The sequence below is a fragment of the Streptomyces sp. NPDC001315 genome, assembly GCF_042896175.1.
Taxonomy (GTDB): domain Bacteria; phylum Actinomycetota; class Actinomycetes; order Streptomycetales; family Streptomycetaceae; genus Streptomyces.
Window position 1 is genome coordinate 268931 of the sequence record NZ_JBIAWZ010000004.1, and the last position, 25986, is coordinate 294916.

The 25986-nt window shown below is 70.6% G+C and carries 19 protein-coding genes; 5 read left to right on the forward strand and 14 right to left on the reverse strand.

Annotation, left to right across the window (positions count from 1 at the left end; genetic code table 11):
• Positions 1–114: 114 nt before the first annotated feature.
• Complete coding sequence (locus ACFY16_RS14685) at positions 115–1341, forward strand: thiolase family protein (protein ID WP_390647474.1); 1227 nt, start codon at positions 115–117, stop codon at positions 1339–1341.
• Complete coding sequence (locus ACFY16_RS14690) at positions 1338–3473, forward strand: 3-hydroxyacyl-CoA dehydrogenase NAD-binding domain-containing protein (protein ID WP_390647475.1); 2136 nt, start codon at positions 1338–1340, stop codon at positions 3471–3473. Before ACFY16_RS14685 ends, ACFY16_RS14690 begins: the two co-directional genes overlap by 4 nt.
• 56 nt (positions 3474–3529) lie before the next feature.
• On the opposite strand, the gene ACFY16_RS14695 is transcribed toward ACFY16_RS14690, so the two are convergent.
• The 11 genes from ACFY16_RS14695 to ACFY16_RS14745 form a co-directional block, all read right to left on the reverse strand.
• Complete coding sequence (locus tag ACFY16_RS14695; protein ID WP_390647476.1) at positions 3530–3673, reverse strand: hypothetical protein; 144 nt, start codon at positions 3671–3673, stop codon at positions 3530–3532.
• A 15-nt stretch (positions 3674–3688) separates the two neighbouring features.
• Entirely contained in the window at positions 3689–4399 is a 711-nt protein-coding gene (locus ACFY16_RS14700; protein WP_390647477.1) for a hyaluronoglucosaminidase, read from the reverse strand.
• A gap of 68 nt (positions 4400–4467) precedes the next feature.
• Positions 4468–6174 carry an FG-GAP-like repeat-containing protein gene (locus ACFY16_RS14705; RefSeq protein ID WP_390647478.1) on the reverse strand — a complete coding sequence of 569 codons (1707 nt, stop codon included), beginning with the start codon at positions 6172–6174 and terminating at the stop codon, positions 4468–4470.
• A complete protein-coding gene (locus ACFY16_RS14710; protein WP_390647479.1) occupies positions 6171–7418 on the reverse strand; it encodes a phospholipase D-like domain-containing protein in 1248 nt (415 codons plus the stop codon). Before ACFY16_RS14710 ends, ACFY16_RS14705 begins: the two co-directional genes overlap by 4 nt.
• A gap of 42 nt (positions 7419–7460) precedes the next feature.
• Positions 7461–9119: a phosphodiester glycosidase family protein gene (locus tag ACFY16_RS14715; RefSeq protein WP_390647480.1), complete on the reverse strand. Its 1659-nt coding sequence runs from the start codon at positions 9117–9119 to the stop codon at positions 7461–7463.
• Between the two features lie 32 nt (positions 9120–9151).
• Entirely contained in the window at positions 9152–10540 is a 1389-nt protein-coding gene (locus tag ACFY16_RS14720) for a GDSL-type esterase/lipase family protein (RefSeq protein ID WP_390647481.1), read from the reverse strand.
• 47 nt (positions 10541–10587) lie between these two features.
• Positions 10588–12588 carry a PIG-L family deacetylase gene (locus tag ACFY16_RS14725; protein ID WP_390647482.1) on the reverse strand — a complete coding sequence of 667 codons (2001 nt, stop codon included), beginning with the start codon at positions 12586–12588 and terminating at the stop codon, positions 10588–10590.
• A 63-nt stretch (positions 12589–12651) separates the two neighbouring features.
• Complete coding sequence (locus ACFY16_RS14730) at positions 12652–15522, reverse strand: stealth conserved region 3 domain-containing protein (protein ID WP_390647483.1); 2871 nt, start codon at positions 15520–15522, stop codon at positions 12652–12654.
• A gap of 7 nt (positions 15523–15529) precedes the next feature.
• Positions 15530–16495: a hypothetical protein gene (locus tag ACFY16_RS14735; protein WP_390647484.1), complete on the reverse strand. Its 966-nt coding sequence runs from the start codon at positions 16493–16495 to the stop codon at positions 15530–15532.
• Positions 16492–18315, reverse strand: coding sequence for a stealth family protein (locus tag ACFY16_RS14740; RefSeq protein ID WP_390647485.1), 1824 nt, complete (start codon positions 18313–18315; stop codon positions 16492–16494). The genes ACFY16_RS14735 and ACFY16_RS14740 overlap by 4 nt, the downstream gene beginning before the upstream one ends.
• 284 nt (positions 18316–18599) lie before the next feature.
• The gene (locus ACFY16_RS14745; RefSeq protein ID WP_390647486.1) at positions 18600–19718 is read right to left on the reverse strand and encodes a hypothetical protein; all 1119 of its coding nucleotides are present in this window, start codon (positions 19716–19718) and stop codon (positions 18600–18602) included.
• A 267-nt stretch (positions 19719–19985) separates the two neighbouring features.
• Between ACFY16_RS14745 and ACFY16_RS14750 the strand changes: the two genes are divergently transcribed.
• A complete protein-coding gene (locus ACFY16_RS14750) occupies positions 19986–21071 on the forward strand; it encodes an LCP family protein (RefSeq protein WP_390647487.1) in 1086 nt (361 codons plus the stop codon).
• Positions 21072–21096: 25 nt separating this feature from the next.
• On the forward strand, positions 21097–21411 hold the full coding sequence (locus ACFY16_RS14755) for an FG-GAP repeat domain-containing protein (RefSeq protein ID WP_390647488.1): 315 nt from the start codon (positions 21097–21099) through the stop codon (positions 21409–21411).
• A 36-nt stretch (positions 21412–21447) separates the two neighbouring features.
• Here the strand turns inward: ACFY16_RS14755 and ACFY16_RS14760 are convergent, their stop codons facing one another.
• Complete coding sequence (locus ACFY16_RS14760) at positions 21448–22464, reverse strand: hypothetical protein (RefSeq protein WP_390647489.1); 1017 nt, start codon at positions 22462–22464, stop codon at positions 21448–21450.
• Between the two features lie 68 nt (positions 22465–22532).
• On the opposite strand from ACFY16_RS14760, the gene ACFY16_RS14765 reads away from it, so the two are divergent.
• Positions 22533–22904 carry an NTP pyrophosphohydrolase gene (locus ACFY16_RS14765; protein WP_390647490.1) on the forward strand — a complete coding sequence of 124 codons (372 nt, stop codon included), beginning with the start codon at positions 22533–22535 and terminating at the stop codon, positions 22902–22904.
• On the opposite strand, the gene ACFY16_RS14770 is transcribed toward ACFY16_RS14765, so the two are convergent.
• Both ACFY16_RS14770 and ACFY16_RS14775 read right to left on the reverse strand, forming a co-directional pair.
• Entirely contained in the window at positions 22876–24345 is a 1470-nt protein-coding gene (locus ACFY16_RS14770; RefSeq protein WP_390647491.1) for an ArnT family glycosyltransferase, read from the reverse strand. The genes ACFY16_RS14765 and ACFY16_RS14770 overlap by 29 nt on opposite strands.
• Before the next feature lie 72 nt (positions 24346–24417).
• Positions 24418–25929, reverse strand: coding sequence for an amino acid permease (locus ACFY16_RS14775; RefSeq protein ID WP_390647492.1), 1512 nt, complete (start codon positions 25927–25929; stop codon positions 24418–24420).
• Between the last annotated feature and the right edge of the window lie 57 nt (positions 25930–25986).

The following is a 25986-nucleotide window of genomic DNA, read 5'->3' on the forward strand; positions in this document are numbered from 1 at the left end:
CCCGCCCGGGGGACTGGGCAGCATGGTTACTCGCAAGTAGCATGGGGAGGTGAGCGCGCGCTCAGCCGCGTGTGCCGCGCAGCAGTGCCACCCCGCATCTGGAGGAGAGCCATCGTGCCTCGTACCGTCAGGGACGTCGTCTTCGTCGACGGCGTCCGCACCCCGTTCGGCAAGGCGGGCCCGAAGGGCATCTACCACGAGACCCGCGCCGACGACCTTGTCGTGAAGGCGATCCGGGAGCTGCTGCGCCGCAACCCGGGTCTCGACCCGAAGAAGATCGACGAGGTCGCCATCGCCGCGACCACGCAGATCGGCGACCAGGGCCTGACCCTCGGCCGCACGGCCGGCATCCTCGCGGGCCTGCCCCAGTCGGTCCCCGGCTACTCCATCGACCGCATGTGCGCGGGCGCGCTGACCGCCGTCACCACCACCGCGGGCTCCATCGCCTTCGGTGCGTACGACGCCGTCATCGCCGGTGGTGTCGAGCACATGGGCCGCCACCCCATGGGCGAGGGTGTGGACCCGAACCCGCGCTTCGTCAGCGAGAAGCTGGTCGACGAGTCCGCCCTGTTCATGGGCATGACCGCCGAGAACCTGCACGACCGCTACCCCACCATCACCAAGCAGCGCGCCGACGAGTACGCCGTGCGCTCGCAGGAGAAGGCCGCCAAGGCGTACGCCAACGGCAAGATCCAGCAGGACCTGGTGCCGATCTCGGTCCGCCGTACCAACGCTGAGGCCGGTGAGACGGGCTGGGGCCTGGTCACCGCCGACGAGCCGATGCGTCCGGGTACGACGCTGGAGAACCTCTCCGGTCTCAAGACGCCGTTCCGTGTGCACGGCCGGGTCACCGCCGGTAACGCGGCCGGTCTGAACGACGGCGCGACCGCGTCGATCATCGCGTCCGAGGACTTCGCCCGCGAGAACAACCTGCCGGTCAAGATGCGCCTGGTCTCCTACGCCTTCGCGGGCGTCGAGCCGGAGGTCATGGGCTACGGCCCGATCCCGGCGACGGAGAAGGCCCTCGCCAAGGCGGGTCTGTCGATCGAGGACATCAACCTCTTCGAGATCAACGAGGCCTTCGCCGTCCAGGTGCTCGCCTTCCTGGAGCACTACGGCATCGCCGACGACGACGCGCGCGTCAATCAGTACGGCGGCGCCATCGCCTACGGCCACCCGCTCGCCTCGTCGGGTGTGCGTCTGATGACGCAGCTTGCCCGTCAGTTCGAGGAGCAGCCGGAGGTCCGCTACGGCCTCACCACCATGTGCGTCGGCTTCGGCATGGGCGCCACGGTCATCTGGGAGAACCCGCACCACAAGGACGCCGGAGGCGACAAGTGAGCACCACCGAACTCCTGAAGGGCGCGGCCGAGCTGTTCCCCGACGAGGTCGTGACGTCCGCGCACGTACGCCACCTCGACCTGCCGTTCGGTGCGGGGCGCTTCGCGCTCATCACGCTGGACAACGGCTTCGACCACACCAAGCCGACCACCTTCGGCCCGGCGTCGCTGGCGAACCTGAACACCGCCATCGACCAGGTCGAGCAGGAGGCCGCGGCCGGCAAGATCGTCGGTGTCGGCGTCACCGGCAAGCCGTTCATCTTCGCGGTCGGCGCGGACCTCAAGGGCGTCGAGCTCCTGAAGAACCACGACGACGCGCTCGCCATCGGCAAGGGCGGCCACGAGGTCTTCAAGCGCCTGTCGGCGCTCGCGGTCCCCACCTTCGCGTACTACAACGGTGCGGCGATGGGCGGCGGTGTCGAGGTCGGCCTGCACTGCAAGTACCGCACGGTCTCCAAGGCGCTGCCGGCGTTCTCTCTCCCCGAGGTCTTCCTCGGCCTGGTCCCCGGCTGGGGCGGCTGCACGATCCTGCCGAACCTGATCGGTGCCGACAAGGCCGTCTCGGTGATCATCGAGAACTCCCTCAACCAGAACAAGCAGCTCAAGGGCCAGCAGGTCTTCGACCTGGGCATCGCCGACGCCCTCTTCGAGGGCGCGGACTTCCTGGAGCAGTCGCTGATCTGGACGGCCCAGGTACTGAAGGGCGACGTCGAGGTAGAGCGCCCGGTGATCGACCGCGGCGAGGCCTGGGACCAGGCGGTCGCGCGCGGCCGCTTCATCGCCGACGGCAAGGTGCACGGTGCGGCTCCGGCCGCCTACCGCGCGCTGGACATCATCGCCGCGGCGAAGAACGGTGACCTCCAGCAGGGTTACGACGCCGAGGACAAGGCCCTCGCCGACCTGATCATGGGTGGCGAACTGCGCTCCGGCATCTACGCGTTCAACCTGGTCCAGAAGCGCGGCAAGCGCCCGGCGGGTGCGCCGGACAAGTCGCTCGCGCGTCCGGTCACCAAGGTCGGCGTCGTGGGCGCGGGCCTGATGGCCTCGCAGCTCGCGCTGCTCTTCCTGCGCCGCCTCGAGGTGCCGGTCGTGCTGACCGACATCGACCAGGAGCGCGTCGACAAGGGTGTGGGCTACGTCCACGCCGAGATCGACAAGCTGCTCGGCAAGGGCCGGATCAACCAGGACAAGGCCAACCGCCTCAAGGCGCTGGTGTCCGGTGTGCTGGACAAGGCCGAGGGCTTCGCGGACGCGGACTTCATCATCGAGGCCGTGTTCGAGGAGATCGGTGTCAAGCAGCAGGTGTTCGCGGAGGTCGAGGCGGTCGCCCCGGCGCACGCGATCCTGGCGACGAACACCTCGTCCCTTTCGGTCACCGAGATGGCGTCGAAGCTGAAGAACCCCGAGCGGGTCGTCGGCTTCCACTTCTTCAACCCGGTCGCGATCCTGCCGCTCCTCGAGATCGTGCGCGGCGAGCAGACGGACGACGCCGCGCTGGCCACGGCCTTCGGCGTCGCCAAGAAGCTGAAGAAGACGGCGGTTCTGGTGAAGGACGCCCCGGCGTTCGTCGTGAACCGCATCCTCACCCGCTTCATGGGCGAGATCCAGAACGTCATCGACGAGGGCACCCCCGTCGAGGTCGCGGAGAAGGCGGTCGAGCCGCTGGGTCTGCCGATGTCGCCGCTGGTGCTGCTCGAGCTGGTCGGTCCGGCGATCGGCCTGCACGTCTCGGAGACCCTCAACCGGGCCTTCCCGGACCGCTTCACGGTCTCCCCGAACCTCGCGGCCGTCGTCAAGGCGGGCAAGCGCGGCTTCTACGTCTACTCCGCCGAGAACGGTTTCAAGCCGGAGCTGGACCCGGAGGTCGCGGCGCTGCTGAAGCAGGGCGATGTCGTCCTGACCGAGGAGCAGGTGCGCGAGCGCGTGCTGGACGCGGTGGCGCAGGAGATCGGGCTCATGCTCGACGAGGGCGTCGTCGCCGAGGCCCAGGACATCGACCTCTGCCTGATCACGGGCGCCGGCTGGCCCTTCCACCTGGGCGGCATCACGCCGTACCTGGACCGCGAGGGTGTGTCGGAGCGCGTGAACGGCAAGAAGTTCCTGGCGCCGGGCGTGGCGTCGGTTCCGGCGTGACGACGGTCGTACGCGGCTGAAGAGGGCCTCCGCCTGTGTCGGCGGAGGCCCTCTTTTCACGCGCTCGCCTCGGCGGCCTCGAGCCGTGCCTTCAGCTCGGCGTTCTCCGCCTCCAGGGCGGCGATGCGCTTACGGGCGAAGTACAGCTCCATGACGGCGTCGTGGAACTCGCCGATCAGTTCTTCCGGGGTCAGTTGCATCGTCGTCCTTGGGTGTCACGCGCGGGCGATGGTGGTGACCGTGCCGCTGGAGCCGCGCCACTTCAGGGCGCCGTTCTCCGCGTAGAGGGCGCCGCCGCCCGCCGTGGTGTCGACGGACGTCGGTGCGGTCGCGACGTTCCCGATCCGCGCGACTCCCTCGACGAGCAGGGCGGCGGGTGCGTCGGCGCGCTGGACCACGTGGAGCTGGGCGCGTGGGGTGGCGGCGCGGTCGATGCCGACGCCGATGCGGCCGGTGCCCTTGACGATGAAGTCGTCGAGTCCGGTGTTGTTGCGCAGGGCTATCAGGTTGCCCTTGGTGGGCCCGGTGGTCGCGGTCAGGTAGATGCCCTGGGCCGCGGTGCCGCCCTCGGTCGTGGCGCCGGTCGTCCGGAGGTCGATCGACAGGGCGGAGGCGTTCGCGTCCGAGCCGTCGGCATACCCCATGTGGGAGACCTTCACCGTGCCGCGCCCGGTCTCCACACCGGTCACGTACACGGCCGAGGTGGCCGGGTTGTCCGAGGTCACGTTCAGCGCCGCGACATCGCCGGACGTGGCCTTCTGGTTGATGGTGACCGTGTGCGCCGTCGTCGACGTGCTGTAGAACTGGGCCGGCGACGCGTACAGCGTGTACTCGCTGTCGGCGGCGGCCGCGTCGGCGCCACCGGCGACGACGGTCACCGCGCCCGCGGTGAAGCCGCCGAGGAACACTCTGCGTCCTAGTGCCATGTGCCTACTCGCTTTCGAGGTGCTGGAGTCGAGGTACTGCGATGATCCGGCGGACATGTGATCACGTGTCAGGAGATCAGCACGATGGAGTTCCAGCCGCTCAGTCCGACGGTGCTGCGGGCCCCGTCCACGGGATTGCCGTCCGTGTCGGTCTCGCCCGCGTAGAACATCAGCGTCCCGGTGCCCGAGTCGGTGGTCGTCCACAGGTCGGCGACGCCGTTGCCGTCCGCGTCGGCGGCGCCCGCCAGCAGCGGGCGGTTGACGGTGCCGTATCCATGGCCGTACTCGGTGCGGGCGTCGAAGCCGCCGTTCGACTGGCCGCGGTAGAGCCAGAGTTGGCCGGTCCCGGTGTCGCGGGCCAGCAGGTCGGGGCGCCCGTCGTCGTCGGCGTCGCCGGGCGCGGTGAGGGTCATGGCGTCATAGCCTCGGCTGCCGATCTCGACGGGCGCCTGGACTCCCGGGCGCCCCCTGGTATCGCCCGCGTACAGCCACAGCTTGTCGTCGTAGGTGGCCACCAGGTCCGGCCTGCCGTCGCCCGTGGCGTCGCCGACGCCGACGAGACGGGTGTCCGTGGGCAGCCCGGTGCCGATCACGGTCGGTGAACCGATGGTGCCGTCCCCGTTGTTGGGGTACACGCGCAGTTCGCTGCCCACCCGGGCGACGACATCCTCGTATCCGTCGCCGGTGAAGTCGCCGCGGTGGGTGACCGAGGCCGTCAGCCAGCCGCCGTTGCCGATGACCGTGTAGCCCGAGGTGATCGAGCCGGTGCCGAGACCGTCGTAGCGGCGCAGCTTGCCCGCGCTGTCGACGGCGACCAGGTCGGGCCGGCCGTCGCCGGTCAGGTCGCCGGGGACGGGGTCGCCGCGGAAGGTGCCGACGATCGGAGCGTGGTCGGAGTAGCCGCTCGGGTCGCCGCTGGTCGGCTCGTTCGGTGTCTGGTCCATCCGGGAGGTGTCGACCGCGCAGCCAGTGAACCGGGTTCCGTAGGAGGGGCGGGTGACGAAGAGGTGGTCCAGTTTCTGGTACGAGTGCTGCTGGGTGTCGCTGTGCCAGCCGTGGTACGTGAAGTCGTCGATGCAGCGCTCCATCGTCCCGGTCAGCGGCTGCAGGGCGGTCGCGGCGGCATTGCGGTTGAAGTCGCCGCCGAGCACAGTGTCGTCCGGGACGTTCTCGTCCAGGAACGCCTTGATGTTCTGAACCTGCTGGGCCGCCCGCGTCTCGTCGTCGGGGATGACGTGGGTGGTGCACGGCGTGGTGGTCCAGCCGGCCACCGAGACGCACAGCACGGGCAGGGTCTGCAGGTTCGTTCCGGCGGGGTCGGCGGGCAGGGTGTTCTGCGAGACGGCTGCGGTGATCGTCCCCTTGACCGCGATGAGCACGCCGAGATCCCCGGTGAGCACGCCCCGGCAGTCGGTGCGGCCGTCCGGGCGGGCGCCCACGGCGTGCCGGACGGACCAGCCGTCGCCGAGGCGCTGTTGCAGCAGGTCCATGTGGCTGCCGGCCTCACCGCCGCAGACCTCCTGGAGCATCACCACGTCGGCGTTCCGCTCCTCCACCACCTGCGCGACCTGCTCGATCTTCTTCTCGGGCTCGTTGCGGTACGGGCAGTACCCGTCGTCGCCGCGCAGCCCGCCGGCCTCACCGCAGATGTTCCAGGAGACGACCGTCAGGTCGGGGACCGTGACGGATGGTTCGGCCGCCTGGACCGGTCCTGAGCACAGGACGGCGAGACAGGCCACCAACGCGGCCGCGAGACGAACGGTTCCGGACTTCACTGCACCACGTCCGCTGCGGCGCGCTGGTGCCAGAAGTTGAGGCGGTACGCGTCGTGCACGGTGGCGTCCGCGTACTTCAGCAGGGCCTCGTCATTGCCCTGGAGGGCGCGCACGGTGTACGTGTGGCTTCCCGTGAACACGATCTTCTGGTCGGGCACGCCCTTGTACGTCCCCTCGATCAGCAGGTACTTGCTGTGCGTCGACGTCCCGTCGCTGTCCTCGTCCAGCTTGTGCAGGGCGATACCGCCGTAGGCGGTCGGGGCCGCCAGCTGGGCCACCACAGCACCGGAGGCGGACTCGTCGAGCAGCCGGTACACGACATCGACGTAACAGCCCGCGTTGTCCAGCTCCCAGAGCTTCTTCGCCACCGCGACCCGGGTGATCTGGTGCATGGCGACGCGGATCACCGTCCGGCCGTCGCTCGTGCCGAACCCGGCGGAGTTGCCGTGGCAGACCGCGTTGTCGCCGACCGGATCGTCCACCGTGTTCAGGATGTTGAGGATCGGGTCACTCGTGGCACGCGGGAAGAGGTACAGCTTGGCGACGCCCGCCTGGGTCTCGACCGGATAGTCGGCGACCTGCGGGATCTCACCGCTCCCGGCGGCCCTCAGGTCGTCGAAGTAGTCGGCGTAGGCCTGGTACAGGGTGGTGTTGCCGGTGACGACCATCGCGTCGTTCCACGCGGTGTTCAGGTCCCAGGCGGTGAGGTTGGACGAGCTCTGCACCACGACGTCCCGCACCGCAGTGCCGCCGCTCGCACTGCCCGTGGTCTCGCTGAACAGGAAGAACTTGTTGTGGTTGACGGTGGTGTACGCGTCCTGGGGGTTCGGGTCCTGGGACAGGCACGCCGAATTCGCGGGGCAGGTCAGCACCCAGGAGTCCGCGGTGGTGTCGGTGCCGAGCGCGTTCTGCAACGTGGCGTAGGCGGTGCTCACGCTGTCCGAGTCACCGATCACCTGGACGGAGACGCCCCGATCCGCGGCCTTCACCAACTCGCCCACCAACCACTGCGAGTTGAGCAGGTAGATCGACATCCTGATCTCGGAACCGGCGGTGGCGCCCTGGACCAGCCTGCCCAGTTTCGTGAGGATCGCGTTCTGGGCGGTGGTGTCCCCCGTCGGGTCGTTGAAGACCGGTCCCGTCTCGACGAGTGGTGCGTCGTCCGCGACGGCCTCACCGGCGGCGGTCGGGAGGGCCGCCACGATCACGGTGATGATCGCGGCGAGCCAGGTGCGTGCTCTCAAGTGGTACCCCCTGTATTGATGTGCTGAATCCCCGCTTCACTGCTACGCCTTCGGCACGATCACCACGGCAGTGCTCATCTTCCGCTCGACCGGGACCGTGCCCCAGTCGTCCATCGGGCTGTTCGCGAGGGTGCCGTCGACGACCATCGTGGCGTCGCCTCCGCTGCCGAGGCCCACCGCGTCCGTGGCCCCCAGCCACTTCATGACCCCGGCGGCCTCGGGCCAGGTGACGCCGACGCTCGTGCCGGGGTCCCGGCCGTCGACGGTGACCAGGAGCAGCTCGCCGGAGGCCGTGACGCCGGCCATGCTGCGCGGATGGCGCTGGACGAGGGTGCTGTTGGGGCCGCCGGAGAAGTTGGTCATGCCGTTGGCGGCCGTGTTGAGGAACACCTCGCCGCCGCGTACCAGCGCGGGACCGCCGCCGGCGACGGCGGAGAGGGTGGGGCTGGTCACCGACTTGCCCTCGGCGTCCTTGATCGAAGCGCCGGGCTTGAAGGTCGACCCCACCGTGGCGTGGGCCTTGAGCCAGTCGGCGCCTTCCCCGATGCCCTGCATGACACGCCCGCCCGCCGGGATCGTGCCGCCGGCCGGGGAGCGGATCTCCTGGACGACCCAGTTGCCGTTCATGACGACGTCGACGCTGTCGGTGACACCGGTGAAGGGCGCAGGCGTCGAACTCCCCCACTCGGGGCGGAAGATGACGATCTCGTTGTCGTCCTGGCACAGCTGGTTGCGCCACGGCTTCAGCGTCGGCGTCATGGTGCCGCTCATGGCGACCTGGTCGCCGCCCACTCCTCCGCAGCCGAGGATGCGACCGGGTACGCGGTTGACGCCGTCGAGGATTCGGACGTCCCCGTTCGGAGCCGTGACCTGGACGGTGGAGGTGACCTCGGCGATCCGTGCCCGCGCGCCCGCGCCTTCCAGGAGCAGCGCGGTACGGCCGTTGTTGGCCGCGCCGAGCAGAACGTCGTTCTGGACGTACAGCCCCTGGGGGACCCCTTCGTAGCCGGAGAACCCGGCGAACGTGTGGATGTCGAACTCGGAGCCGTTCACGGCCGCCAGGGCGCCGCTCGCCGTCGCCATGTCCCGCACGGTCTGGGCCGTGCTCACGTCCTGTCCGTGCACCGCCTTGAAGGTCACGGCGGCCGTGGGAGCGACCCGGACGACGTGCACCTTCCAGGGCCCGGTGCTCGCCGCGCCGTCCTGGGCGGTGTAGATGACCCGCGCCCCGAAGCCCGCCGTCCGCAGCCATCCCTCGAGCCGGTCGGCCGCCGCCAGACGGTCCGGCCCGAACGTCCCGACGCGAACCCCGTAGCCGAACACTCCCCCGGCCGTGTCCGAGGACGCCGGCGCGGTGAACGTGTCGACGACGCCGCTGAATCCCTCGTCGGCGAGCTCCGCCACGAAGCTCTCCGCGGCGCTTCTGCTGCCGAACGTCTCGGTGCCGTCGCGCTGCGCCCACACGGTCCAGCTGTCGGAGGCGTACCCCTGCGTGTACGTCTGGTACGTCACTCCCGTCGCGAGGGTCCTGACGTCGCTCGCCTGGGTGACCAGGTCGTCGGGGCCCAGGGGCATCCGGGCGTCGCCGGCGGCCGCCAGCGCGGTGGTTCCGGACGTCTGCAGCAGCAGGCCGGCCACGATGAGGGTGGCCGCGGCGAGGCCCCGTGAAACACGGCTCGGTCTCGGGGTTCTCGACTTCATCGGTCTGTTCCTTCCAGAGGGAACCCGTGAGGTCACCACACCGGCATCGCCGGGTAGTGCTCACACGCGCCCGAGCAGGGTTCTCGGGACGACAGCGACGTGTGCAGCCAGTTGTCCTCGGGGATGCCGTGCACACGCAGCGTCAGCGAGGTCGGCGCCGAACGGATGGCGCTGAACACCGTCACGAACTCGACCGTGTAGGTGCCCGGCCGCCAGTCGTGGGCGTGGGTGACCCGCCAGGTTCCGTCCTCCTGGACGGGTGCCTCGGCGATGAGTCTGCCCTGCTCCAGAACCATGACCTTGCCCGCGCCGCGGGGCGCCTTGCCGGAGAAGCGGGGGCGTGGACCGCACCAGGCGTTCGGCCGCGGGCCCACGACCTGCGGCGGGTCCAGACGGTCGAGGACGTGGAAGTCCACCGCGGAGGTGCGCGAGACGCTGTTGCCCACGACCCCGAGCACCTCGACGGTGTGCGGGCCCGCGGGCCAGTTGACGACCCGGCGCCACTGCCACGTCCCCGAAGCGGAGACGGGGGTGCCGCCGAGATAGCGGCCCTGCTCGTAGAAGAGGACGTAGTCGGTTCCGGCAGGTGCCTTACCGGTGAGTTTGCGTGCGGCACCGATGAACTGACCGGGTGCGGGCGAGGAGAAGACCGGCATGTCCGGCAGGCTCGGCGCCATGGTGAGGGCCAGTTCGGGATGGCTCACCGTGAACTCGGCCAGCACCGGGGGGAACATGCCGGGAGCCAGCCGCTGCGGGTCGACCATGTCGCGCGGCAGGTCCGGGGTGTCGAGGACGCACGCGGCCACCCGCCGGGCCACCTCGCGCGCTCCGAGGTCGTTGAAGTGGCTGGAGTCGATGATGCCGTCGGGGTGGTTCGGATGCTCGCCCGGGTCCAGCCACCGGTAGAGCCGGCGTGCTCGCGTGGGCCCGAGTTCCGCGAGCATCGTCGTCGTGAACGCGGCCATGTCGATCAGCACGGCGCCCGTCTCGGCCGCGGCCTCGCGGGTGAGTTCGGGGTATCCGTCATGGGTGTCCAGGACGTTCCCGGCTTCGTCGAAGGTGCAGCGAGCCGCCGGAGTGAGCAGCACGGGCACGGCGTCCTCGGCCTGGATGGCCTCGACGTACAGGCGCAGATACTCCTTGTACTCGCGCGGCCCGTGGTAGCGGTTGAGCTGGTTGATGCGCTGCTCGACGTTGCCGAAGGCGAGGAACACCAGATCGCCGGGGTTGAGGACGCTGAGGAGGGTGGCGAAGCGCTCGGTGAAGTAGCCGCGCAACGTCATGGCATCACGGGCGTAGTTGCGCACCTCGTAGCCCGCGCCCAGGAACTCGTCGAGGTACTGGCCCCAGCCGGCGAGCGGTGCCTCCTCCTCGGTCCGCGAGGCGGCCACCGAGTTTCCGATGATGCAGATCTTCCTCATGTCTTCCTCACGTCTTCCTCAGGCTCCCTGCCGGGTATCGGCGCCGGTCACACGATCGTCAACGGCCCGAAGCCGTCGCCGACATCCGGCGTGTTCTGCCGCATCACCCTCAGCCGGGAGTCCGTACCCATCACCGCCACCACGACCCGCCCCGCGTGGTCCAGCGCGAGGGCGGGCGGACGAGCGATCAGCACGTCGTGGTCGACCCACTCCGGTGCCGGCTCGCGGCCCTGCGTGGCGAAGACCGCGATACTCAGCCGGTTACGGGCGTTCCGGCGCGCGAGGACGATGGAGTCCTGTCGGTCGGTCAGCTGCCGCAGCGCCGCGACCCTGCCGGTTCCGCCGTGACCGCCGAGCCGTTCGACGCCGTCCCACCGGCCGTCAGGTCGCTGCCGTACGCACATCACCTCGCCGGAGTCCTCCTCGCGGTAGAAGAGGGCCATGCGTGAGCGTCCGATCTGCACGGGTGTGAGACCGCCGACGGGCCGCCAGGCGTCCGGGTCGGCCGACGTCACACCGTCCTGCAGCTTGTACGGGCCGTACACGTCGTCCTGGTACCAGTGCACGCCGCTGACGCGGTTCGCCGCGAACAGCTGGATCCGGCCGGTGGACTTCAGTACCGCGGTCAGGCAGTCCTGCATCCCGCGGCCGCCCAGGTCCTCCCAGGCACCCCAGCCCTCGCCGGTCTCGCGGCGGGCGCTGACGCCGGATCCGAAGTTGCGCATGAACACGTGCAGCCTTCCGGAGGGGTCGACGACCGCCTCGGGAACGCCGACCTCCCGGCAGCGCTGCCAGTCCTTCGACCGCTCGTTGGGATTGCCGACGCTCTCCCAGGGCACCACCGACCCGGTGTGGGCCTGCCGCCACATGCGTACGACCTCCACGTCCACCCGACCGCCCTGCACCGGTGTACGGCGCAGACCGACGAGGTGCACCCCGCCGGCGCGGTCCGGAGCCACGGACAGTGCCGGAGTCAGGCCGGTACCGGGCAGGAGAGCCGGTCGGCCCCAGTTGTTGCTGCCCGGCGCGCTCTCGGTCCAGACCGCGACCCGGCCACCGAGCACGGCGTAGGCGGCGAGCCGGCCGTCGGCCTGCAGGTGGAGCCAGTCGGTGCCGCCCTCGTACCGGGCCCGGGTGCTCCAGCCGTAGCGACGGATGTCGGACCCGTCGGACAGCTGCCGGTCACCGCAGTATCGGTGCCGGCAGTCGTGTCCGTCGGCGGACGTGTACACCTCGATCACGCGTTTCTTCTCGGACCACGCGTGCTCCGTGAGGTTGCTGGGCCAGAGCTTGTTGCCGTAGCCGACGCAGTGGTCCACGAGCGGGGGCACGCCGCCCTCCGCGATGTAGTACTCCAGGGCGGCCAGCGCGAACTGCGCCGTCGCGGTGTGGTCCTGGTGGTCGCTGGACGTCGGCCCTCGCTTCTCGTCCCAGGCCGTGTGCCAGGGGTCGGGGTCCATGGTCCAGAACTGGTCGGGCCGCGTGTAGTGGAGCATCTCGACCAGGGAGCGGAGCAGCCCCTCCCTGGTGATCTCCTGCGGCCGGCGCAGCGGGGACTCCGCGGCGTTCAGTGTGAGCTGGGCAGCAGCCTGCCCGGTCCACAGGGTGGCCAGCCGGGCGGGCGGCGCGTCGGCCGCGAATCCGTGCTCGGCGTCGACCATGCGCAACCCGAAGAAGAACAGCTGGACATGGGGCGCCGCCAGCAGGGTCGAGCGCTCCGCGGTCACTCCGGTCGAGAACGAGACGACGTCACGGGCCCACTCGCTCTCGCGTTTGCCCGTCACCATGGCCGCGTACGCCGCGCGCAGCCCCTGCTGACGCGCCTCCGAGTACCCCTCGTAGTCCGGCGGGCTGTCCAGGCGGTGGGGGTCGCGGGTGTCGATGTTGCGCCCGTCGGCCTCCGCGGCCGTCAGGTACACGCTGGTGACCCGGTGACCCGCCTCCAGCGCCCGCTGCAGGTCGGGGTTGATGAAGTAGAGGTCGTCGTCCGGATGCGCCAGAACCTGGACCAGCGAAGCGTGCGACGTGGTTCCTTCAGCGGACTGCATGGCGGTTTCCCCTCGGCTGCGGACGGACGGGCTGGCGACGGTGCGGTCCCGGGGTGCCGGGCGTCACAGCGGCCAGCCCGGCAGATAGCCCGCGTGGGCGCGCTGGTTGCGCAGGGACCCGGTCTCGAACTGGCTCGGTACCGGGAAGTAGCTCGGTAGGAAGGCCGCGAGGATCGCGTCCTGTTCGTCCTCGGGCACATCGCCGTCGTGGTAGTCGTTCAGACAGAAGACGTCGTGCGGGCGTGCCGTCAGCAGTCGGCTCAGCCTGGGCTTGTGCTCGCTGAGCCCCACGTTGACGAAACCGCACGAGATGCTGCCCGGCACACTGCGCAGCGTGTGGAAGCCGAAGTAGTGGTGCAGCGAGGACGCGACCGACACGTCACTGTGGCTGCGCAGCCGGTTGGCCGCGGTGGTCGCCACCGCCTGGTGGAAGTTCTGCTCGATGTCCGCCAGGACGCTGCGCCGCAGCGGATGCGGGGCGTGCAGGAAGGTGTGCACCAGCGTCTGCCCGAAGGACTGCTCTATCAGGGCGCGGTTGTTCTTCGCGGCGCTGATGTTGAACTCGTCCTCGTACGAGGGCGGAGCCATCGGGACGGAGGTGGGCGACATGAAGTGCTTGGCCTGCCCGTTGCCGTGGAAGAACATGCTGGGCTGGAGGGTCCGCCCGACGAACACGTCGTCGTTGAAGTAGAGGAAGTGCTCCGCCAGGCCCTCGATGTGGTGCAACTGGCTCTCGATGGCATGGGAGTTGTACGTCGGAAGCGCGCCGCGAGTGCCGAAGATCTCGGTGTGGTCCACGACGCGTACGCGTGGGTGGGAGAGGTCCAGCCAGTGGGGAACCTGCTGGTCGGTGACGATGTAGATGTTCCGGATCCAGGGGGCGTACATGTCGATGGACCGCAGGGAGTACCGCAGTTCGTCGCGGTCCCGGAAGCGCGCCGCGCTCGTCGCCGCGTCCTCGGTCTCCATGCCCATGGCGGCCAGCACGGCGTTCTTCCGCTCCAGCCAGGAGACGTCGGCGCCGTTCACCCACGTGTAGACGGCGTCCACGGGAAAGGTGACGTCTCCGTGGAGCACCTGCCCGAAGGCGGGGATCGTCGGGTAGGGACGGTCCCCCAGGGTCATCGTGCTCCGGTACATGGCGCCGTTGGGCACCCGGTCGCCGATCAGGGTGCGGGCGGGGGCCTTGAGATGGGTCTCGTCCTCGGGGTCCTGCTCCCAGAAGGAGATGGTGCACCCGTAGACCGCGCCGAGGCGCAGGATGCGGGAGTGCGAGACGACGTTCTGGTACACCCGGACGCCCGACGAGGGGGTGTCGGCGTACGGCGCGACGAGTCCGGCGAGGACCGTGGCCACCGTCTTCTGCCCCTCGTTGAGTACGGCGGCGTACACGGGCTCCGTGGCGTACCGCTCGGCGAGGGCCTTGAAGACGGCCTCCTTGTGCACGGAGTGCACGGCGACCGAGTGCCGTACGAGGTGGTCGCGCACCACGAGGTAGGGGATGTCGGCCCCTTCGAGCGCGTCGGCGACCAGTGCCAGGTTCTGCTGGACGACGTCCCACGGGGACTGCCAGTCGAGGGTCCGGCACACCTGGCCGCCGTCGCTCACCAGGTCGCGCCGCTTGAGCAGCCGTTGCTCCAGGGCGCGCTGGTCGGAGGTGCGCACGGTGGTGGCCGGGGCGGGGGCCGCGGCGGGCACGATGCCCTCGGGGCCGCCGTAGAAGGCGTGCACGGCCTGGCGCTCGGCCTTGGCCACGGCACGGCGGCCGCTGTCGCGTTCCGCGACGAGTTCGTGGAAGATCCGCTCCCAGTGCGCGGTCACCACGGCGGGCGCGAAGCGGTTCACGGACGCCAGGGCCGCGGCGCCCATGCGCTGCCGCAGCTCGCCGTCCTGGATGAGGAACATCAGGGCCGAGGCCAGGGCGTCGGTGTCGCCGGGCGGGACGAGGACGCCGGTCTGCCCGTCGATGACCACTTCCCGCGGGCCGTTGGGCGAGTCGTAGGAGACCACCGGGACACCGGCCGCGTGGGCCTCGGCGAGGACCAGGCCGAACGCCTCGTTGCGTGAGGTGAGCGTGGCGATGCTGGCCTTGGCCCACTCCTCCGCGAGGTGCTTGGAGTTGCCGTTGAGCTGGACGCAGTCGTGCAGTCCGAGCATGTCGATCTGCCGGCGCAGGGCACCGCTGAGCGGTCCGTCGCCGAAGATCCGCAGCTGCCAGTCCGGGTGGTACTGGGCCACCGTCGCCCAGGCCGTCACGGCGTGGTCGATCTGCTTCTCGGCCACCAGCCGGCCGGCGATCACCACGGTGCGGGTCTGCAGGGTCGACCGGGGCCGGAAGCCGCTGGGCAGGGCGTTGGGCACCACTTCGAGGCGGGGTGCGGCGTCGCCGAGAGTCTCGGCGAACCAGTCCCGGGTGCGCTCGCTGAGCACGGCGAGCGCGTCCAGCCGGGAGGCGTGGCGACGCAGCGGCTCACCACTGGTGCCGCGCAGTTCGGAGACGCGGTGCTCCTGGTGGACGGTGATGACGTGCGCCGGGGCGAGCTGGACGGCCAGCGCCATCAGGGCGGGGGTCGTGGTGACCAGAACGTCGGTGTCGGTGTCCTGGAGGGCGAGTTCGAGCTCCAGGTCGGAGAGCCGGTTGAAGGCCGACTCCCAGGAGCGGTCGACGATCTGGCTGGGCTGGGCGGCCAGGCCCTCCCACAGGGAGTCGTCGACCGAGGTCGGACGCAGGGGGCGGGGGGTGCGTCCGGTGAGGTCGACGAGGTAGTCGACGCGGACCCGTTCGTGCGGGGTGAAGAACTGCTCGCGCTTGCTCTTGAAGACGCTGAGCACCCGGACGTCGTGCCGGGTGGCGAGCTCCGAGGCCTGGTTGTACACCGCCCTTTCGGTACCGCCGACGGCGTCGGCCGTGGTCAGCAGGAACGTGATCTTCATCTGTGGTTCAGCCTGCCTCGGGCATGCGCGTGCAGGTGACCCGGAGATTTCCTGCGGGGGTGTAGCGCGGTTGGACGATCATGGGCTGGTGGCCCGACGGGGTGATGGCCATGCTGCGCATGGCGAAGACGCGCAGCGGGTTGCGTACGTCGTGCAGCCGGCGCCCGAGCCGCATCGAACGGCCGGTGCGGTCGCGCAGCACGACGTCCCAGTGCTCGGGTCGGCCGCCGCGGGGGGTCATCTGCCCCAGCGGCACGTGGACGCTGAAGGCGCCGGGTCCGATCGGGGTGACCGCCTGCTCGATCCGGCGCCCGGACGCGACGAACTCCGCCCACGGCTCGTCGACACCGGTGCCCAGCACCCGGAAGTCGACGGTGACTCCGGCATGCGTCAGGTGCACCTTGGACACCTCGACGGCGGCCCTGGCGCCGGTACTGACCACTCGGGCGCTGCCGCGGACGGAGCGGCCGAGCCGGTGGCGTTCCCCGGTGACCGGGGAGGCCTCCATGGGTTTGGTCGGTCCTTCGTACGGCACCGGCGGCTGGAGCAGCAGCAGGGACAGCGTGCGTGACCTGCGCCCGGAGTACAGGCGCAGCCTGATCCGCCAGCGCCCGGAGGTGACGGGCAGGCCGCCGACGTCCGCGCCGAGCAGGACCGCGGCGTCGACCAGCGCCTCACCGTTCGGGCCCTCGTAGACACGCGCTTCGCTGGGGTGGCGGCGGCGGCCGCGGCGCAGCACGATCTCCGCCCGCTCGGGCAGGCCGGCGGACGGCGGCAGCTGGGCGTGCAGGTTGACGGTCTGGCCGTCGAGGATCGCGGCGTAGTGCAGCTGTGCGGTGCGCTTCCTGCGCCGGGGCATGAAGAGGCCCACCATGAGCCGGTTACGCAGGGCGGCGGCGCGGGCCCGCAGACGGCGACGCGGGCCGCCCGCCCGGCCACCGGCGGTGGCGGGGCTCTTGGTTCGGGAGGTCATGAGCCGATGCGCCCCACCCGGGCGACCTGTGCTGACGACGTGCGCGGCGCGGTGATGCCGGAGGCGGTCTCGAAGGGGCTGAGCACCGGGAAGTAGGCCTCCAGGAAGCTGTCGACCATGCGGCTCTGGGCCTCGGGGTCGTCGGCGGTGACCGTGTCGTTCATGCAGAAGGTGTCGAAGTTGCGCCGCGCCAGCAGGCTGTCGAGCCGGCGCTGCGCCAGTTCGTCCGCGAGGTCGACGTAGACATAGCGGATGTCTCCGACTGTGGCGCGGGCCGAGTGGTAGGCGTAGTAGTGGTGCAGCGACGAGGCGATGGGCACGTCGTTCGGGGAGCGGAACCGGGAGTGCTGGGTCACCCGGTGGGCCTTGGCGTAGATCTGCTCGATCTCCGCGAGCACGCTGCGGCGCAACGCGTGCGGGGTGTGCTTCATCTTCTGGGAGATGACCGTGCCGAACTGCTGGGCGATCAGGCCACGGCTGTTCTTGCCGGCCGCGTTGACGGGCAGGTCCTCGGTACTGGCCCGGCCGGACGGGATCAGGGCCTTGGACTGGAAGAACTTGGTCAGTCCGTTGGGGTGGAAGAAGTGACCGGGCTGCACGGGACGGCCGAAGAAAACGTCGTCGTTCAGGTAGAGGAAGTGCTCCGAGAGCTCCGGGATGTGGTGCAGCTGGCTCTCGATGGCGTGGGAGTTGAACGTCGGCAGCGCGTACGGGTCGGAGAAGATCTCCCGGTGGTCCACCACCCGGATACCGGGGAATTCGGTGTTCAGCCACGACGGCACCTGACCGGCCGTGACGAGGAAGATGTTGCGCACCCACGGGGCGTACTGGTGGATCGAGCGCAGCGAGTACTTCAGTTCGTCGCGGCTCGTGTAGCGGGAGTCGTTGGCCGCCTGCTCGTGCAGGGCGCCGCCGGGGGTGCCGGTGAGCTGCCCGCGCAGCGCGTCCCGGCTCGCCCGCCATCCCGGATCGGAGTCGTCCACCCAGGTGTAGACGACGTCGATGGGGAAGAGGTGGTCGTCGGGCAGCGCGGCGACGAACTCGGGCAGGGTGCGGGCATGGCCCGTGGTGTACGCGGGCGGTACCGTGCTGAAACGCTTCTGCTCGGCCCAGCAGCGGCCCGCGTCCACCGGGACCTCGGTCACCACTCGATTGGGCCGGGGCGCGACGAGTTGACCGTCCTGCTCCGTCCAGAACTCGATGTCGCACCCGGATTCAGGGCCGAAGACCAGGTTCCCGGTGGGGTCACAGACGTTCCACGCCACCCGCACAACGCGCTGCCCGCGCAGCGCGCGCCAGCTCGCGGCGGCGGCGCCGGGACGCATCTGCGCCGGGGGGACGCTGCCGACGTACCCCGCACCGTCCTCGCAGACGATCCGCAGTACGGCCTCCAGCTCCGCCCGCTGCCGGACGGGGACGGCCACACAGGGCGTGATCGACGAGGCGCCGCGCACGCAGAAGTAGTCGATCCCGGCCTCGTCCAGCACGGAGACGAGGATGTGGAGGTTGCGCGCGCGGGCGGCCCACGCGGTGGCCCCCGGCACTTCCAGGGCGCGCATGTGCTTGCCGGCCACCCGGACGATCCGCATGTTCCCGGCGAGGGTGTGCCGGCCTCCCTGGCGCTGTCCGCCGAGCGCTCGGACCACCATCGCGGAACGGACGGCGTCGGCGGAGGCCAGAGAACGCTTCACCGAAGTACGCAGGGGGTTCGGTACGCGCCGCACAATCCGGCGCCGCGCCGTCACCGGCACCAATGATCGATATGTCGACACGAGCGCGCTTGCCTCTGGATTGTTGAGGCTCACCTGTTTCCGCACCATCCAAGTCGAGGCCGGGCAGATCACCCCGGCACATTTCCCCACCCTGACCGGCAACCGCACCCCCATGTGCGATGGCCACCCGAACCGACCGGTTCACTCCCCGTGAACCCCCGCTGTACCTGTCGTTTACTCGAGCCTTACCGATCGGACAGAATGTTTACACCAGTTCCGCAAACTGTCCAGAAGTAATCGGTTGCTGTGGAACTTCTGTCATGAATCCCACATCTTCGAGGAACTCACGGATAACTCCGCGCCGCGAGGGCGCGAGGGCTACGGAGCAACGTTCACCCCGGACACACCCACTCCAGGAATGACAGCCCCGGTTCGGGAGCCTGCCGGGCCACCCGGAGGGTGCCGTCCGGATCGAAGGCCGCGATCACCACCCGGCCGTAGGCGTCGTGCGCCAGGGCCGGCGCCCCCAGACAGGTCCTGCCGAGGTCCGTCCACCACAGCCCCGACGACTCGGCCTCCGTGCCGCAGACACCGACCAGGACACCGCCGGCCGCGCCGCGATGCGCGATCACCGTGCAGTCGTACCCGTCGAGGGTGGTGCGCAGCACCGCGTTGGCGCCGTCCCCGGGGGTGCCGCCGAGCGGCACGGCCCAGCCGCCGCGCCGGTGGCAGACGAGCCCGGAGCCCGTCGGGTCGGTCCAGAACCAGGTGAGGCGGCCGGGCGCGGTCTCCACGGCGGCGACGGATCCGGCCAGCGGGCCCGGCCGTACGTCGTGCGACCGCTGCGGCGAACCGCCGGGCTCCGGCTGGATCCAGTGCAGGGCCGCGCCGCCGGCCGGAGCGAACACCTCGACCTGGCCGCTCGACGTGGCCGTCGCCACGATCCCGTCCTGGATGTCGCCGCCCCGCAGGTCGGCCCAGGGCTCCCAGCGACCGCCCTTCCCCTCTCGGCGCATCATGAGCCCGCCGCCCGCGTTCCGGGCGAAGACGTGCACGGTGCCGGCGGTGTCCACGGCGCCGGCCGGCACGCCGAAATTGCGCGCCTTGTCCGGTTCGCGGTGCGGATTGCCCAGGGAACGCCACTCGGTGACGGGCCGCCCGGTCTGGTACTGGATCGCGTGCACCACATCCACGGCCGGTCCGCCCGCGGCCCGCCGCTCCCGTCGGCCCACGAAGTGGACGTAGGTGTCGGCACCTTGGACCACGGCGAGATGGGTGAGGTCCGCGACCTCGAAGAACTCCGGCCCCGACCAGTCCGGGCCGCCCGGTCGTGTCTCGGTCCAGCGCAGCAGTCCGCCCCGGCAGGGGGCGTACGCGGTGAGCCGGCCGTCCTTGCCACGCACCAGCCAGGCGCCCTCCGCGGTGCCGGTCACGGCCGGCCGCGACCCGACGGCGACAGCGACGGCTCCGGAGGAACGACGCTGCTGCGCGGAGCGACCCCGCATCACCATGACGGACTCCCTGAAGACTTGGCCGGCCTCGACGCAGGGGCCTGGAATTCTCACATCATATGCACGGCACATACACTTCCCGGCCATCGGGCCGCCGGCCTGATGGCCGGCCGGTGGCGGCGGCAGCACGACACCTCGCCGTCCCCCGAGAGCAGTTCACGTGATTTGGATCACTGGTGTACAACGCCTGAAGCGTGTCACCGGTCTGTCCGATCGCGCGAGCACTCCCGAGCCCGGGCACGAGAAGAAGACGAGGACACCGATCCGATGACGACCTCAGCCGTCGAGAGCCCGCGCAGTTCGCACCGCTCCCCCCGGCGCGGCACGCCACGCCGCCGGCGCCGCACGGTCCGGTGGATCCTGCTCTCGCTGGCGGTCCTCGTCATCGCCGCCGCCGGCACCGGCTACTGGCTCTACAGCGACCTCAACGGCAACATCAAGGGCGTCGACCTCGACAAGGCGCTCGGCGACGACCGGCCCGAGAAGCTGCCGACGTCCGGTCAGAACATCCTGGTCCTGGGCTCGGACTCGCGCGCCGGCGCCAACGCCGCCCTCAAGACGGGCAACGTCTCCGGAGCGCGCTCCGACACCGCGCTGGTCGTGCACATACCCGAGGGCCGCAAGGAGGCCGTCGCGATCAGCATCCCGCGCGACACCCTGGTGACCCGTCCCGAGTGCACCAAGTCCGACGGTTCCAAGGTCGCGTCGGCGAAGCGTGTGATGTTCAACTCCATCTACTCCCAGGTCGGTTCGGCCTGCGTGGTCAAGACCGTGGAGCAGATGTCCGGGATCCGGATGGACCACTACATGGAGATCGACTTCGCCGGCTTCAAGGGGCTGGTGGACGCGATCGGCGGGGTGACCGTCACCGTCGACCAGGACATCCACGACACCTCCAGCGGCCTCGACCTGACCGCCGGCACACACAAGCTGGACGGCACCCAGTCCCTGCAGTTCGTGCGCACCCGGCACGGCATCGGCGACGGCAGCGACCTCGGCCGGATCGGCCTCCAGCAGCAGTTCATGATCGCCCTGCTCTCCGAGATCAAGAAGCAGGATCTGCTGGGCAGCCCGACCAAGGCGTACAAGATCGCCGACAAGCTCACCGCGGCGCTCACCACCGACTCCGACCTCGCCTCCCTCACCAAACTGGCGGAGTTCAGCCGCAGTCTGAACGGCGTCGACCCGTCCACCATGGAAACGATCATGCTCCCGGTGGCGTACGACAAGACCGACCCGAACCGGGTCGTGGCCGCCGAACCGCAGGCCTCGACTCTGTGGAAGGCGCTGCGCACCGACTCGGAGATTCCCGAGTCGGCGAAGAAGTCCCCGGCCACCGGCGGAAGTTCCTGACACATCACTGAGAAAGAGACTCATCATGCGGGGACAACTGCGGGCACCGCCCCGCCGGTTGGCCCGCGACCGGGCCACCGGCACGCTGTGGCTCTACCCGAACACCGGCCGCGGGACGCTGGGCGCGCGCCAGGCCGTCACGGGCGGCACCTGGACGGCCGCGGACCGGCCGCTGGTGACCGCGGGCGACCTCGACGCGGACGGCCGGCCGGACCTGTGGACGACCACGAACGCCGATACGTCGAGCGCGCTGCTCTTCCACGCCGGGACGGACACGGGTCTCGGGGATCCGGTCACGGTGGGAGTCGGCGGATGGCAGTGGATGCTGCGGATGGCCTGAGCCCCACGGTCCCACCACCGGGCCGGCGCCGGAGCGTCAGAGCTCCCGCCACGCCTCCAGCGCCAGCCCCGGCTCGTCCTTCCGCCGGGTGAGGAGCAGTTGGCCGGTGGACGGGGACATGGCTGCGGCCACCACCCGCCCCTCCTCGTCCACCGCGAGGGACACCTCGGCGTCCGCGGGGAGCCGGGGGCCCGAGTCGGTCCACCAGGCGCCGGCCGACTCCTCCTCGGTGGGATAGGCGGCGAAGGCGACCCGGCCCGAGGCCGAGCGCTGGGCGAGCAACGTGCAGTCGGTGCCGTCGAGTTCGCAGCGGACGACGGAGACGGGGCCCGGGCCGGCGGCGGCCAGCAGGGGGACGGGCTTGCCGCCGGGGCGCCAGGCGCACAGGTCGCCGGAGTCGTCGGTGAAGAAGAGGGTGCTGCTCTCCGGCGAGGTGGCCAGGGCGCGCAGCGTGCCCGGGCGGGGCGTGGCCTCCATCGCTTCCTCCAGCACGGGCGGGGAGCCCGGCTTCTCCTGCCGCCAGTGCAGCAGGGCTCCCGGGACGGCCGCGTACAGCTCGACGCGTCCGGACTCCCCCGTCACCGCCTCGAGGTCGCCCTGGACGTCACGTCCCTTGAGGTCGCGCCACGGCTCCCAGCCGCCCTTCTCCTTCTGCGCGAGCATGCTGACGCCGGTGCCCAGATTGCGGACGAAGATGTGCGCGCGCCCCTGGGCGTCGACGGCGACCGCGGGGGTGCCGGTACGGTCGCCCTTCTTGTCGGGGTGCCCGACGGGGTTCCAGTCCAGGGCCGCGAGCCGGGGCCGGAAGTGGGTGGAGTGCACCAGGCCCGACTCGCCGGCCGCGGTGGGCCGCCAGGAGACCAGATGGGCGTAGCCGTCGATGCCCTGGCCGATCGCCAGGACGGGGTGCAGTTTCTGGTCGCCGCCCACCTTGCGGGGGGCGGCCCATGGACCGCCGGGTCCGCGCTCGGCGCGGCACAGGGCGGCTTCGCCCGAGGACAGATAGACACTGAGCCGGCCGTCGCGGCCGCGTATGAACCAGTCTCCGTTCACCGGTTCACTGTATGTCGCCGCCGGAAGCCGCACCCCATGCGGGGCGCTCGCCGTGCGACCCTGGCCCCATGGACGACGCCCGCACTCCCCTCGTGATCGTCGATGCCGCGAACGTCGTCGGGTCGGTGCCCGACGGATGGTGGCGCGACCGGCGCGGCGCCGCGGAACGTCTGCGCGACCGGCTGGCGGTGGACGGCGTGCCGGGCCACGACGGCCCCGTGGAGATCGTCCTCGTGGTCGAGGGCGCGGCTCGCGGTGTGGAGTCCGTGCCCGGCGTACGGGTGGAGTCCGCGCCCGGCAGCGGCGACGACCACATCGTCGACCTGGTCGCCCGCGCCATCGACCACCCCCGCCTGGTCGTCACGGCCGACCGCGAGCTCCGCCGCCGGGTGACGGAGCTGGGCGCGGAGGTCACGGGACCACGAACGGTACGGGGCTGACAGCCACCCGCCCGTACAGCACCGCCCCGTCCACCGTCCCCACCTCCTCGTATCCCGCCGCCAGCAGCCGCCGCAGGGTGGGGAGCCGGGACGGGGCGTAGGGCCTGCCGCGGGAGTCGTCGATGATCAGTGACGGGGGCCGGTCGGCGAGCTCGGTGCGGAAGGCCGGCCAGGTGCCGGCGACGGCGTACTTCTCGCCGACCTGGGGGCCGTCGCGGCCGCCGCTGTAGTTGGTGAGGAGGCCGGCGGTGAGGTAGCGGCTGGCGGGGGTGCGGTCGGCCAGCCAGTACGTTTCCGGGTGCATGCCCCAGAACAGGACGCGGTCGGTGGGATCGGTGCGGTGGGCGACGGCGGCGGCGAGGCGCTGGGCGTGCGCGAGTTCGGGGCGGGGGGCGAGCAGGCCCCAGGACAGGAACACGGCGCAGCAGCAGGACGAGGTGAGCAGTGCGGTCGTGCCGCGGTCCCGGGGGAGGATCTGGAGCGCGGCCGTGGCCAGCAGGGCGACCGGCGGGATGAGTTGCAGGTAGTAGTGGCCGAAGAAGTGGAAGCCCAGCAGCACCGCTCCGGCCGAGGCGGCGAGCCACAGCCACAGGTCCGCCGCGCCCGTACGGGCGATGCGCAGGACTCGTACGACGGGCGGGAGCAGGCCCGCGCAGGCCACGGCGAGGATGGCCGTGTTGGTCAGTCCCCGGACCAGGACGTGCAGTTCGGAGCCGGTGAAGGAGGCGTACGCCGCGGAGCCGGTGACGGTCCAGAAGAGGAAACCCGCCGGGTCGGTGGCCAGGGCCGCGCAGAGCACCGGCACCGCCGCCCCGGTCGCCAGCCGCAGCAGGCCCGGCCGTGAGCGTCCGCAGAGCCACAGCACCGGCAGCAACACCGCACCGCCGGTCTGTTTGACGAGGAAGGCTCCCGCGACGGCCGCGCCCGCCGCTGCCCAGCGGCGCCGGTCCGCGCACCACATCGCGGCGGCCGTGCAGGGCAGCATGAACACCTCGAAACCGGCGGCCTGCGCGTCCTCGGGGTTGAGCCCGACCGAGACCAGCAGGTACAGCACCCCGGCGGTGCGCCCCGCACCGTCGCCCCAGCGGCGCCGGGCGAGCGAGGCGAGCAGCACGGCGGTGAGCAGCTGGGCCAGCACCGCCAGCACCCGTACGGGGGTGAGGGAGTCCGACCCGAACAGGGCGAACGCCCCCTCGTAGAGCCACGGCACCAGCGGCGGCTTGCGGTCCACGACCGTCTCGTACAGCCGCCCGCCCTGCGCCAGTATGCGGGCCTGGACGGCGAGGTAACCCTCGTCCGGGCTCCACAAGGGCCGGGCGAAGGACGGGACTCGGGTGGCGCAGGCCAGCACCGCCAGCAGGGGCAGCAGCCGCTTCCAGTACGCCCCCTTCGCTGCGGTTACGGCTACGGAACGTGGCGGCGCGAGCGGTGCGGCAAGCATGGGGAGCACGCTATCCGGCTCAGCAGTCCCATCCGATCGGGACATACGGGGCCGACAGGCCGGACGGAACGATTACTCCCCGTGTTGGCGGACCTCTTCGATCGTGGTCTCCTCATGCCGACCGAGGCGGCTGTGCGAGCGGCCGTACAGGAAGTAGACGACGAAACCGATCACCATCCAGACGGCGAAGCGAAGCCAGGTCTCGGCGGGAAGGTTCAGCATCAGCCAGAGCGTGGCGAGGACCGAGACGACCGGGAGGAAGGGCACCCAGGGGGTGCGGAAGGAGCGGTGCAGGTCGGGGCGGGTGCGGCGGAGGATGATCACGCCGAGCGCGACGACCACGAAGGCGAACAGCGTGCCGATGTTCACCAGCTCGGCGAGTTCGCTCAGACTCGTGAAGCCCGCGAGGATCGCGATGATCACACCGAGCAGGATGGTCGGCCGGTGCGGGGTCTTGAAGCGCGGGTGGACCCGGGAGAAGAAGCGGGGCAGCAGGCCGTCGCGGCTCATCGCGAAGAACACCCGGGTCTGTCCCAGGAGCAGGATCATGCAGACCGTGGTCAGGCCGACGGCGGCGCCGAAGCTGATCACGCCCGCGTACCAGGGGTGCCCGGTGGCCTTGAACGCGTCGGCGAGCGGGGCGTCGATGGACAACTTGCTGTAGTGCTGCATGCCGGTCACGACGACCGAGACGGCGACGTAGAGGGTGGTGCAGATCAGCAGGGAGCCGAGGATGCCGCGCGGCATGTCCCGCTGCGGGTTCCTGGTCTCCTCGGCGGCGGTGGCCACCACGTCGAAGCCGATGAAGGCGAAGAAGACGACGGAGGCGGCGGTGAAGATGCCCAGCACGCCGAAGTTGGAGGGGGCCCAGCCGAACATCAGCTGGACCAGCGGGGACTGCAGGCCGCTGCCCGCCTGCACGGGCTGCGCCTTCGGGATGAACGGCCTGTAGTTGGAGCCCGTGATGAAGAACGCGCCGGCGATGATCACGATCAGGACGACGGTCACCTTGACGGCGACGACGACCTGGGTGACGCGCGCGGAGAGCTTCATGCCGAGCACGAGGATCCCGGTCAGCACCAGGACGAGCACGGCGGCGAGGATGTCGAAGCCGAAGCCGTGGGCGCCTTCCCGGCTGCCGAGCGCGGCCGGCAGGTGCCAGCCGGCGTTGTCCAACAGCGAGCGGATGTACCCGGACCAGCCGACGGCGACCACCGCGGTGCCGAGCGCGAACTCCAGCACCAGGTCCCAGCCGATCGTCCAGGCGGGCAGCTCGCCGAGGGAGGCGTACGAGAAGGTGTACGCGGATCCCGCCACCGGAAGGGTGGAGGCGAACTCCGCGTAGCACAGGGCGGCCAGGGCACAGACGACGCCGGCCACGACGAAGGCCAGGGCGACCGCGGGGCCGGCGGTCTCCTTGGCGACCTTGCCGGTCAGGACGAAGATGCCGGTGCCGATGATGACGCCGACGCCGAAGACGGTCAGGTCCAGCGCGGACAGGGATTTCTTGAGCGCGTGCTCCGGCTCCTCGGTATCGAGGATGGACTGCTCGACGTTCTTCGTCCGGAAGAGGGTGCTGCTCACGGGTGTACCTCCCACGCTTGTCGTCCTCGACATGATCGAGAGGGGGCTTAGTGCGTA